At 65.9% G+C, this 11,815-nt stretch carries 7 protein-coding genes; 6 read left to right on the top strand and 1 reads right to left on the bottom strand.

All coding sequences use genetic code 11. The features are described from left to right. The first annotated feature begins 15 nt into the window (after window positions 1-15). The 3 genes from WN72_RS02510 (at window position 16) to WN72_RS02500 (ending at window position 4,921) form a co-directional block, all read left to right on the top strand. On the top strand, window positions 16-690 hold the full coding sequence (locus tag WN72_RS02510) for an OmpA family protein (RefSeq protein ID WP_167381119.1): 675 nt from the start codon (window positions 16-18) through the stop codon (window positions 688-690). Window positions 691-848: 158 nt separating this feature from the next. Further along, window positions 849-1,778 (top strand): efflux RND transporter periplasmic adaptor subunit, encoded by a 930-nt coding sequence (locus tag WN72_RS02505; protein WP_092219462.1) that lies wholly within the window; start codon window positions 849-851, stop codon window positions 1,776-1,778. Then, window positions 1,778-4,921, top strand: coding sequence for an efflux RND transporter permease subunit (locus tag WN72_RS02500; RefSeq protein WP_092219464.1), 3,144 nt, complete (start codon window positions 1,778-1,780; stop codon window positions 4,919-4,921). The genes WN72_RS02505 and WN72_RS02500 overlap by 1 nt, the downstream gene beginning before the upstream one ends. 31 nt (window positions 4,922-4,952) lie before the next feature. On the opposite strand, the gene WN72_RS02495 is transcribed toward WN72_RS02500, so the two are convergent. Beyond that, the gene (locus WN72_RS02495; RefSeq protein ID WP_027563562.1) at window positions 4,953-5,627 is read right to left on the bottom strand and encodes a Crp/Fnr family transcriptional regulator; all 675 of its coding nucleotides are present in this window, start codon (window positions 5,625-5,627) and stop codon (window positions 4,953-4,955) included. 235 nt (window positions 5,628-5,862) lie between these two features. On the opposite strand from WN72_RS02495, the gene WN72_RS02490 reads away from it, so the two are divergent. From WN72_RS02490 to WN72_RS02480, 3 genes are all read left to right on the top strand, one after another. Continuing rightward, on the top strand, window positions 5,863-7,923 hold the full coding sequence (locus WN72_RS02490) for an AsmA family protein (RefSeq protein ID WP_092219503.1): 2,061 nt from the start codon (window positions 5,863-5,865) through the stop codon (window positions 7,921-7,923). Between the two features lie 258 nt (window positions 7,924-8,181). Next, window positions 8,182-10,629, top strand: coding sequence for an adenylate/guanylate cyclase domain-containing protein (locus WN72_RS02485; protein ID WP_027563564.1), 2,448 nt, complete (start codon window positions 8,182-8,184; stop codon window positions 10,627-10,629). Window positions 10,630-10,855: 226 nt separating this feature from the next. Beyond that, window positions 10,856-11,722, top strand: a complete 867-nt coding sequence (locus WN72_RS02480; RefSeq protein ID WP_027563565.1) for a hypothetical protein — start codon at window positions 10,856-10,858, stop codon at window positions 11,720-11,722. The last annotated feature ends 93 nt before the right edge of the window (window positions 11,723-11,815 follow it).

Here is an 11,815-nt window from a genome sequence, read left to right as displayed (position 1 = left end):
CAGGAGGGACTGGCAATGAGATTTGCTGCAAAAGGACTTACCGCGATCCTGTCGGTCATGGCGATCGGCGCCGCGCTGTCGCTGCAGGCCGCACCCGCCGTCGCCGGCGAAGACGGCAACAGCAAGAACGTCACCGAAGACGAGATCGTCCGCGCGCTGGCCCCTCCGCCGAAGAAGCCGCTGACCCGCGGCCTCTCGATTGGCGCTCCGCAGGCAGATCCCGCGCCGAACGCGGCGGAGACCAAGCTGATCCAGTCCGTGCGCGGCCGCTCGACCCGCTCGCTGTCGTCGACCGAGCGCGAGGAAATCGCGTCAGTCGCCAAGGACAAGCCGAACATCGATCTCGAGATCACGTTCGACTACAACTCCGCCAATATCAGCGCCAAGTCGCTGCCCTCGGTGCAGGCGCTCGGCCGCGCGCTGACCAGCGCCGACCTGAAGGGCTCGACCTTCGTGGTCGCCGGCCACACCGACGCTGCCGGCAGCGAGGCCTACAACCAGGACCTCTCGGAGCGCCGCGCGGACTCGATCAAGCGCTATCTGGTCGAAAAATACAGCATCTCCGCGACCGACCTCGTCACGGTCGGCTACGGCAAGAGCAAGCTGAAGGATCCGAGCCAGCCGATGGCGGAGGTCAACCGCCGCGTGCAGGTCGTCAATATGGAAAACAAGACCACCGCATCGAAGTGAGCGCGACGCAATCCTTTGCAATGACCCGTCGTGATGTGGTGTAAAGTCTTGCTTCCGGAGCGCGTCCCGCAGCCTTGCGGGGCGCCGCTTTATTTCAGGGAAACGCTCTTGATAGGCCTCGTGCGGATGGCCGTGAGCCAGGCCAGGACAATCCGGCGATGAACGTCTCCGAATATCTCAAACCCGCCGGAACCGTGTTGTTCGTCGTCGTACTCGGCGTCGGCTATTATCTGTTCGAGCATCGGCATCGTCCCGAGGCGAAGGAAACGCCGGGCGAGGCGCTCGTCATCGTGACGAAGTCGACCAATGCCTGCTTCTCCGACCTCGTGCGCGTGACCGGCTTCTTCGTGCCGCGCCGCGAGGCCGTCGTCGTCGCCGACCAGGAAGGCTCCAGGGTCACCGACGTCTTCGTCACCGAAGGCACCATGGTCACCGAAAACCAGGAGCTGGCGCGCCTGACCCCGCCGCCGCAGATTCCGGGTCAGCCGCAGCGGCCCGGTCCGCAAGGCCCGATCTCGCTCAAGGCGCCCGCGCCGGGCCTCGTCACCGAGGTCCGCACCATCGTCGGCGCGCCCGCTTCCCCGCAGGCCGGCCCGATGTTCCGCATCGCAGTCAACAACGAGATCGAGCTGGATGCGCAGGTCCCGGCCGTGCACATGCCCAAGCTCAGCCCCGGCGCGACGGTGCGCATCAGCCGCGACGACGCGCCCGACCTGATCGGCCGGGTCCGCCTGGTTGCGCCCGAGATCGACCGCGCCACCCAGCTCGGCCGCGTCCGCATCAGCGTCACCAACAATCCCTCGCTGAAGGTCGGCGTATTCGCCCGCGCCTCCATCGATGCCAAGCGAAGCTGCGGCGTCGCGGTTCCCAAGACCGCGATCGACCATCTCACCGTGCAGGTCGTCAAAGGCAACATCGTCGAGACGCGCAAGGTGCGGGTCGGGCTGACGTCCGACACCGCGACGGAAATCCTGGAAGGTCTCGAGGTCGGCGAGATCGTCGTGGCCGACGCCGGCTCTTCGCTGCATGACGGCGACCAGATCAAGACCATGTTCGCCGATGAACTCGATCGCACGCGGGTACGCTGATGGCTCTCAATATCTCGGCATGGTCGATCCGCAATCCGCTGCCGTCGGTGGTGTTTTCGATCATCCTCCTGATTCTCGGCTGGGTCTCCTTCACCAAGCTCGCGGTGACGCGGTTGCCTTCGGCCGACATTCCCGTGATCTCGGTCGCGGTCTCGCAGTTCGGCGCGGCGCCCGCCGAGCTCGAATCCCAGGTCACCAAGACGGTTGAAGACGCCGTCTCCGGCGTCGAGGGCGTGCGGCACATCACCTCGTCGATCACCGACGGCCTGTCGGTGACCACGATCCAGTTCGCACTGGAGACCAACACCGACCGCGCGCTCAACGACGTCAAGGACGCGGTGACGCGTGTGCGGTCGAACCTGCCCCAGAACGTCACCGAGCCGCTGATCCAGCGCGTCGACGTGATCGGCCTGCCGATCGTCACCTATGCCGCGATCGCACCCGGCAAGACGCCCGAGCAGCTCTCTTATTTCGTCGACGACGTGGTCAAGCGCGCGCTGCAAGGCGTGCGCGGCGTCGCCCAGGTCGAGCGCATCGGCGGTGTCGAGCGCGAGATCCTGGTTTCACTCGATCCCGACCGTCTCCAGGCCATGGGGCTCACCGCCGTCAATGTCAGCCAGAGCCTGCGCGGCACCAATGTCGACGTCGCCGGCGGCCGCGCCGAGATCGGCAAGAACGACCAGGCGATCCGCACGCTGGCCGGCGCCAAGACGCTGAGCGATCTCGCCGGCACCATGATCCCGCTGTTCGGCGGCGGCGAGGTCCGTCTCGACGATCTCGGCACCGTCACCGACACCATCGCCGACCGCCGCACCTTCGCCCGCTTCAACGGCGAGCCGGTGGTCGCGCTGGGCATCAAGCGCTCCAAGGGCGCCAGCGACGTGGTGGTCGCCGCCGCCGTGCAGAAGCGCATCGACGCGCTCAAGGCCGCCTATCCCGACGTCGATCTCAAGCTGATCGACACCTCGGTCGAATACACCAAGGGCAACTACGAGGCGGCGATCTCGACCCTGTTCGAAGGCGCCATCCTCGCGGTTGTCATCGTGCTGTTGTTTCTGCGCGATTTGCGCGCGACCATCATTGCCGCGATCTCGCTGCCGCTGTCGATCTTCCCGGCGTTCTGGGCGATGGACATCCTCGGCTTCTCGCTGAACCTCGTCAGCTTCCTCGCCATCACGCTGTCGACAGGTATCCTGGTCGACGACGCCATCGTCGAGATCGAGAACATCGTGCGGCATATGAACATGGGCAAATCGCCCTACCGCGCCGCGCTGGAAGCCGCCGACGAGATCGGCCTCGCCGTGATCGCGATTTCGCTCACCATCATCGCGATCTTCGCGCCCGCGAGCTTCATGTCGGGCATCGCGGGACAGTTCTTCAAGCAGTTCGGCATCACCGTCTCGGTGCAGGTGTTCTTCTCGCTGCTCGCGGCACGCTTCGTGACGCCGATGCTGGCAGCCTACTTCCTCAAGCATCACGCACACGAGGAGCCGCCGCCCGGCCGCATCCTGCGGACCTACCACAGCATCGTGTCGTGGTCGGTGAAGCACTATTTCATCACCGTGCTGATCGGCTTCGGCATCTTCGCCGCCTCGATCTGGAGCATCACGCTGCTGCCGCAGGGCTTCCTGCCGGCGCAGGACAGCGCGCGCTCGCTGCTTGCCCTCGAGCTGCCGCCAGGCACCCAGCTCGCCTACACCGAAAAGGTCACCGAGGACATCGTCGCGCGCCTGCGCAAGCGACCCGAGGTGAAGAGCATCTTCGTCGACGGCGGCCGCGTTCCGCCCGGGACCCAGGAAGTCCGGCGCGCCGCCCTGATCATCAACTACACGCCCAAGAGCGACCGCGACATCACCCAGCGCGAGCTCGAATTCTCGATCAGCCAGGAGTTGGAGAACGTTCCCGATATCCGCTTCTGGTTCCTGGACGAGAATGGCCTGCGCGCGATCTCGCTGGTGGTGACCGGCGTCGACGCCAACATCGTCAACAACGTCGCCAGCGAGCTTGCGACGCAGATGAAGCGGATTCCGACCATCTCCAACGTGATCTCGGAAACCGCGCTGGAGCGCCCTGAGCTCCGCATCGAGCCGCGTGCGGACCTTGCCGCGCGCCTCGGCGTCTCGACCGAAAGCCTGTCGCAGACCATCCGCGTGGCCACCATCGGCGACGTCGGCCCCGCGCTCGCCAAGTTCGACGTCGGCGACCGCCTGGTGCCGATCCGCGTCCAGCTCGAGGACGCCGCGCGCGGCAATCTCAAGACGCTGGAGCAGTTGCGCGTGCCGCTCGGCGAGCACGGCGAGAAGGGCGGCGTGCCGCTCTCGGTCATCGCCGACGTCAAGCTCGACCAGGGCCCGACCAGCATCAACCGCTACGATCGTGAGCGGCAGGCCACCGTGGCCGCCGACCTCGTCGGCTCCGCAGCACTCGGCGATGCCACCAAGAAGATCTACGAACTGCCGGTGATGAAGAGCCTGCCGAAGGGCGTGAAGGTCTCACCGTCCGGCGATGCCGAAAGCCTCAACGAGTTATCCGACGGCTTTGCCACCGCGATCACGGCCGGCCTGATGATGGTCTATGCAGTGCTGGTGCTGCTGTTCGGCACTTTCCTGCAACCGATCACCATCCTGTTCTCGCTGCCGCTGTCGATCGGCGGCGCGATCGCGGCCCTGCTCGTCACCGGCAAGCAGCTGACGACGCCGGTCTGGATCGGCATCCTGATGCTGATGGGCATCGTCACCAAGAACGCCATCATGCTGGTGGAGTTCGCGATCGAGGCGATCAACGGCGGCAAGCCGCGCGATGAGGCGATGATCGACGCCGGCATGAAGCGCGCCCGTCCGATCGTGATGACCACGATCGCGATGGCCGCCGGCATGATGCCGAGCGCGCTCGCGGTCGGCGCCGGCGGCGAGTTCCGCTCGCCGATGGCACTCGCGGTGATCGGCGGCCTGATCTTCTCGACCATCCTGTCGCTGGTGTTCGTGCCCGCGATGTTCATGGTGATGGACGATCTCGGCGCGCTGATCTGGCGCTTCGGCAAGCGGCTGATCGTGCACAGCGAGGATGCCGAGACGGACGGCCATCACGAGGCCGCGAATGCGGCGCCGGCGCCGAAGAACATCGTGCACCCGGCGGCGGAGTAGTTGCGATGCCAGAAGCGCGGAGCTAGTGACTTCACTCGTTCCGTGCGATCGCCGTCAGCTTGGCCATGTTCCGCAGCAATATCCGGCCGCGCTGAAGATCGAGGATCGCTTCCTTGCGCCAGGCCTGGAGCTGGCGGTTGACGCTCTCGCGGGCAGCGCCGACGAAGATGCCGAGCTGCTCCTGCGAGATGTGCACCTCGGAGCCGAAATCGGCAGCGAGGGCACAGAGCCGCCGTGCCAGCCGCACCGGCAGCGGCTGCAACATGGATTCCTCCATGCGCTCGCTCTGCCAGCGGATGCGTTGGCATAAGAGCGCGATGATCTTGATCGCGACTTTCGGCTCGCGCTCGAGGAAGCCGAGGAAATCCTCGCGCCGCAGCACGAACAATTCGCTGGCCTCGCCCGCGGTCGCGTCCGCCGTGCGGCTCTGGCCGTCCAGCACCGCGACCTCGCCGAACAAATCGCCCGGTCCCATGAAATTCAGCGTCAGTCGGCTGCCATCGGAGGCGCCGGTCTCGATACGGACCTGGCCGCGGCGCACGCCGAACAGCGCGTCGCCGGGGTCGCCCTTCTGGAACAGCACCTCGCCATTGCCCAGATGCTGGGTGTGGCAGAGATTGGACAGCCGCTGGAGCTCATCTGCGCCGAGGTCGGCGAACATCGCGTTCATCTTCAGGATGACCGCAAATTCGGCCTGCTTGCTCATTTCAATGTCCTTGTGAATTTCTTGGCAAATCGCTTGGAACCATCAACATCAGGATCGCGTAAAACCGCGCCGGGGAAGTGTGTCATAAGTCACATAACTTTGCAGCTCCCCCTGACTATTTTTGACCGCTTGGAACCACTTCCCGTCCCGGGATAAACTCAGGCGGAAAGGACGCGGCGCAAAGTACCGGTATTTGCCGGTTTCGACGCCGATGGTCCGCCGCTGGAAAGTCGACATGAGAGCAGTGAAATTCGCCGGCGCGGCGGTGGCCGCCGTCATCATCGTGATCGCACTCCTGCTGGTGGTCGGGGTCCCCTCCGGCTTCCTGACCTCGACGATTGCCTCGCGGGTCGAGAGCGCGACCGGCTATCGCCTGTCGATCGACGGCACCACCAAGATCAGCGTTTGGCCGACGCTGAACGTCACGCTGAACGATCTCACGCTCCAGGATCCCAAGGATCGTAGCGGCATCACGCGCCTGACGGTCGACAGCGTGCAGGCCGACATGTCGCTCGCCAGCGTATGGTCGGGCCGTCCGAAGATCAGCGAGCTCGTCGTCACCCGTCCCGTGCTCTATCAGCCGCTGCTGCGTGAGCGCCTGCCGAATGCCGGCACTTCGTCGAAGCCGCTCGCGCTCGACACGGACGGCGCCACCATCGACCGCGTCAAGATCACCGACGGCGAGGTCGCATTCTCGCGGCTGCGCGATCGCGTCGAAGGTCGTATCAGCGCCATCAACGCCGATGCCGTCGTCGACCGCGACCGCAAGGTCAACATCACCGGCACCGCGCGCGTCGGCGAGCATCCGACCAGGTTCGACATCAAGGCAGCGACGCCGGCGCCGCCGACCGACCGGCCCACGATCCCCGTGGATTTCGCCATCGACATGCCCGATGTGCTGAAGTCCCAGCTCGCCGGCCACGCCGAGATGCGGCTGAACGGCGACATCGTGATGATCAACGGCATCAACGGCACGCTCGGCGACGGCGCGTTCAACGGCTGGGCGTCCGTCGACATCGCGAGCAAGCCGCTGGTCAAGCTCGATCTCGACTTCCAGCGGCTGGCGATTCCCTTGGCGAAATCCCCTGACGGCGCGTCCGGGCGACCCTGGAGCGATGCGCCGATCGACGTCTCCGGACTGAACTATGTCGATGCGCAAATCAGGTTCTCCGCGAACGAGGCCATGATCGGCGATGCCCGCCTCGCACCGCTGGCCCTCGATGCAAAGCTCGCCGGCGGCGTGCTGAAGGCCGGCACCGCCAATCTCGGCGCCTATGGCGGCCAGGTCTCGGGCGAGGTGATCCTGGATGCGACCACCGGCGCGCCGAGCTTTGCCATGCATTCCGACCTCGTCGGCGTGCGCGCGCTGCCGCTGCTGCAGGGCCTTGCCGAATTCGACCGCATCGACGGCAAGCTGCAGGCCAAACTCGCGCTGCGCAGTGCCGGCACCAGCCAGCGCGCGCTGATGGCAAACATGCAGGGCACGGCCTTCGTCAATTTCCAGGACGGCGCCATTCGCGGCATCAACGTCGCGCAGATGATCCGCTCGCTGACATCGGGCACGCTGTCCGGCTGGCAAGACAGCCAGAACAGCAGCCAGGAGCAGAGCACGGACCTGTCGCAGCTCTCGGCCTCCTTCCGCATCGACAAGGGTCAGGCGGTGACGACCGATCTCAACCTGATCGGGCCGCTGGTACGGGTGACTGGCGCCGGCACGATCGCACTCGACACCAAGATGATGGGTTTTCGCGTCGAGCCGAAGCTGGTGATGACGACCGAAGGCCAGGGCCGCACCAATGAGCCGGTCGGCTTCGGCATCCCCGTGATGATCCAGGGCAGCTGGTCGCAGCCGAAGATCTATCCTGACATGGCCGGCATGCTCGATAATCCCGAGGCTGCCTATGCCAAGCTGCGCGAGATGGGCAAAGGCCTGTTCGGCCCCGACGGCGCCGGGCTCGGCAATATTTTGGGCAGCCTCGGCCTCGGCGGCGCGACCGCGCCGGGTGGCGGCAACGTGCCCGGCAATGCCAATCCGCAAACCCAGCAGCCGGGCCAGAACAATCTGCTCGGCGGCCCCTTGGGCGAGGCGATAGGCAGCCTGATCCAGCAGGGGCTTTCCAGCGGTGCCGGAACAGGTACGGCGACGGGCACCGGCCGCAGCCGCAGCCTGCCGGCAGTACCCTCCCCGCCGGCACCGCAGGCTTCGCCCGCACCCCCGGCCCTGGAAGACCCGCCGGCGGCGCAGCAGGACAGCCAGCCCATGAACGATGTGCTGCGGCAGCTCTTCAATCGGTGATTGGCGGACCAACGGACGGGACTCCACGTTCCCCCTTACATGAGCCCGCCATCCGCAGCTTCCTCCGAACGGATGAGGCTGCGACATTTCACCGCCAGTCCAGCAGCCCTGCCGTCCACAACGGGTAACCACACCTGCTGTTTTCAGCCGGTCCCGGGACGGTCACGGAACGATCCCTTGGCCCAAATTATGGTAGAAGGCTGCCGGGGCTGGTACGGCCCGTAGCGCCGGCGTCGATGGCGGCGCAAGAGGATCGGGATGGCAGGGGCGAACGACAAGACACGGTTTCTGCGCGAGGGCCTGTTCGCCAAATATGTCGTCTCCCTCGTCGGCCTCGTCGTGTTCGTGCTCGCCGTCAACGGCGCGATGGAGACCTGGATCTCCTACCGCGCCACCAAGACATCGCTGACCGACGGGCTCGAGGACAGGGCGCAGGCCGTCGCCCGGCGCATGGAACAGTCGATCTCCGAGCTCGAGCGCCAGATCAGCTGGGTGACGCGGGCGAGCCAGGACACGCTCGAGAAGCGCCGCGCCGACTACGCCCAACTGCTGCACCAGGTCTCGGTCGTCAACCAGCTGTTCCAGCTCAACGGCGAGGGCCGCGAGGTGCTGCGCGTCTCGCGCCAGTCGACCACGACCGGCGGCAATGCCGACCTCTCCCGCGACATGCGCTTCACCGACACGGTGGCCCGCGGCGTCAGCTATTCGCCGGCCTATTTCGTCGACCAGCGGCCGATCATGTCGATCTCGGTCGCGCATTCCGGCTTCAACGCCGGCGTCACAGTCGCCGAGATCGATCTCAGCTTCCTCTCCGACTTCCTGTCCGACGCGCAGGTCGGCAAGGCCGCCTTCGCCTATGTGGTCGATCCGCGCGGCCGCGTGCTGGCGACGTCGTCGAAGGGGCCCGACGTCGGCAAGGACCTGTCGAAGCTGCCACAGGTGGCGGCTGCGATCGCGCCGGGGCGCGAATCCGAAACATCGGGTACCGACTTCAACGGCCATTCGGTGATGAGCGCTGCGAGCACCGTTCCGAAACTTGGCTGGAGCGTGCTGTTCGAGCAGCCGACCACGCAAGCCTTGACGCCGATCCGCGACCAGCTGGTGCGCATCGCGCTTTTGATCGGCATGGGCCTGATGGTGGCGATCCTCGCCGGGACGCTGCTCGCCCGCCGCATGATCATCCCGATCACCGCGCTGCGCGACGGCGCGCACAAGCTCGGCGAGGGCGATTTCAGCCACCGCATCGACGTGCACACCTCCGACGAGCTCGAAGACCTCGCCGGCCAGTTCAATCGCATGGCGACCCAGCTCCAGGAGACCTATTCGAACCTGGAGACCAAGGTCGAGGAGCGCACCCGTGACCTCGCGCAGTCGAACCACGAGCTCAAGGTGCTGGAAGAGGTCGGCCGCGCGGTGGCCTCCTCGCTCGATCTCAACGCCGTGCTGCCGACCATTGCCGCGCGCGCGATCGAGATCACCCACGCCGACGCGGTGCTGATCTACGGCTATGACGCAGAGGCACACAGCTTCAACCTGGTGGAGGCGGGCGGCATCGACAAGTCGGCCGAAGGCGCACACGTCACCATCGGCGAAGGCGAGAACATCCTGAGCGATGCCGCGGAGAGCGGCGAGCCGATCGCGATTGCCGATCTCGACCACGCGGCCGAGCAGCCGCTGCGCGATGCCGCGATCGATGCCGGCTTCCACTCGGTGCTGGTGGTGCCGCTGGTCGATCAGCAGGGCACGCTTGGCTCGCTGGTGGTACTGCGCCGCGCCAGTGGCGCGTTCGCCGCCAGCATCATCGGCCTGATGCGCACCTTCGCCAACCAGGCCGTGCTGGCAATGCGCAATGCGCGGCTGTTCACCGAGGTCGATCACAAGAGCCACGCGCTCGAGACCGCGAACGAGACCGTGCGCGCCCAGGCCGACAAGCTGCGCGTGCAGACCGAGCAGCTCAAGGACTGGAACAAGTCGCTGGAGGAGCGCGTCGAGACCCAGCTCGGCGAGATCGAGCGCATCCGCAAGCTCGAGCGTTTCCTGGCGCCGCAGGTGGCGCAGCTGATCGCCTCCTCCGACAGCCCCGAGGGGCTGCTCACCAGCCAGCGCCGCGAGGTGACGGTGGTGTTCTGCGATCTGCGCGGCTTCACCGCGTTCACGGAAGCCACCGAGCCGGAAGAGGCGATGAACGTGCTGCGCGAATACCACGCCGCGCTCGGCCAGCTCATCTTCAAGTATGAGGGCACGCTCGACAAATATGCCGGCGACGGCGTGATGATCCTGTTCAACGCGCCGATCCAGTTCGAGGACCACACCAAGCGCGCCGTGAAGATGGCGGTGGAGATGCGCGACACCATCGGCCCGCTGACCGAGCGCTGGCGCAACCGCGGCCATAGCCTCGGGTTCGGCATCGGCGTCGCGCTCGGCTATGCCACGCTCGGCCAGGTCGGCTTCGAGCAGCGGCTCGAATATGCCGCGATCGGCAGCGTCACCAATCTCGCCTCCCGTCTCTGCAGCGAGGCCAAGCCGAACCAGATCGTGGTCAGCCGCCGCGTCTACGGCATGGTCGAGCCCTGGGTCGAGGCGCGCGCGCTCGACGATCTCCAGCTCAAGGGTTTTAATCATCCCGTGCTTGCGATGGAGATTTTGAGCTGGCGCGAGGGGGTCGAGAACGTGGTCGATGCGTCGGTCGCGCGGCGGCGCGGGTAGAAGCCAACTAAGATTCGAAAACAACCCCATGCACAGTAGCCGAGGCTCCGGCACGACGCCAAATTTTCGCCGGAGCTACGGATTTTGCGAAATTGCCTTTGACGCGTCGGGCAAAACACTGGCAGAATGGCATCATCGCGTTCTTCCCATCCCGAACCACATCTCCCCTCGCTGCGACTAACCATCGCCTCGGCGTCGAGGCTCAATTTCCGATGGGAGACGGCCTGTGGCGTTTGCCTTGCCTTCGCGCGCGTATGATTTGCAGATGCTGGACCGTCCCACTGAGCGGGCACGCGACCAGGGCTGGGTTTACGGGCTGCCGCCGGGCATCACATCCGAGCAATGGCCGCTCGATCCCGTCACCGGCTATCCGCTGATGCACGGCTTCACGCTGCTGCTGCCGGAGGATTATCGCGTGCATGGCGCGGACATCGTCGCGGTGTCGTTCTTTGCCACTGCGCCCGATCACAATGACGGCGGCGCGCCCGATGGTCCTGAAATCCGCGAAGCGGTGATGGCACGGCCAGCGCATCCGCGGCTCTCGCGCATGACCGACATTCTCGATTACGAATATGCCGCGCTGCTGCTGACCAAAACCGAATATGACGGCGCGTTCGCGACGCCGCCGGCGCCGCTTGCGCTGGCGACGGCCGACCGGCCGCGCTGGCTCGATGTCGGCGGCGCCTGCGCGTTCTTCGAGGCCGCGGCGCCTTACGCGAAGAAGATGTTTTCAGCGTCACCGCGCGCCGATCTGAGCGAGACCCGCGCGATCACCTTGAGCCCGCGCGCGAACGATCCCAATGCCGGCAAGGGGCCGCAGGACGAGCACACCAGGGAAAACCCGCCGACCGGCTATCAGCCCTATTACTACTATGTCGGCGGCGTCCCTGGCCGCGACAATTTCCGCCTGCATGACTGGAGCAAGGACCACGCCCACAACCATCTCGGTGGCACCATGCGGCCGTGCCAGGCGGTGCCGGAGATGAGCCCGTTCTATATCGAGTTCGAGGAATATTTCGGCGGCTACAATTTCGGCGGCGGCAATGCGCAGCTCGACTTCGGGGATATGAAGTTCGATTGGGCGTGCGGCTAAGTCTTTCATAGGACGCGATCCACACCGCGTCATCCCGCCGTCATCTCCCCCCGATACCGCTCTCGTCCCAAGCATTTTCGCAGCGCCGGCCGG

Source organism: Bradyrhizobium arachidis, assembly GCF_015291705.1.
Classification (GTDB): domain Bacteria; phylum Pseudomonadota; class Alphaproteobacteria; order Rhizobiales; family Xanthobacteraceae; genus Bradyrhizobium; species Bradyrhizobium arachidis.
Note: the sequence above shows the minus strand (reverse complement) of the source record. Positions and strands in the feature narration are given on the sequence as shown.

Coding starts and splice junctions, on each gene's coding strand:
- WN72_RS02500 (WP_092219464.1), top strand. CDS start 1,778: ATGGCTCTCAATATCTCGGCATGGTCGATCCGCAATCCGCTGCCGTCG.
- WN72_RS02495 (WP_027563562.1), bottom strand. CDS start 5,627: ATGAGCAAGCAGGCCGAATTTGCGGTCATCCTGAAGATGAACGCGATG.
- WN72_RS02505 (WP_092219462.1), top strand. CDS start 849: ATGAACGTCTCCGAATATCTCAAACCCGCCGGAACCGTGTTGTTCGTC.
- WN72_RS02510 (WP_167381119.1), top strand. CDS start 16: ATGAGATTTGCTGCAAAAGGACTTACCGCGATCCTGTCGGTCATGGCG.
- WN72_RS02490 (WP_092219503.1), top strand. CDS start 5,863: ATGAGAGCAGTGAAATTCGCCGGCGCGGCGGTGGCCGCCGTCATCATC.
- WN72_RS02485 (WP_027563564.1), top strand. CDS start 8,182: ATGGCAGGGGCGAACGACAAGACACGGTTTCTGCGCGAGGGCCTGTTC.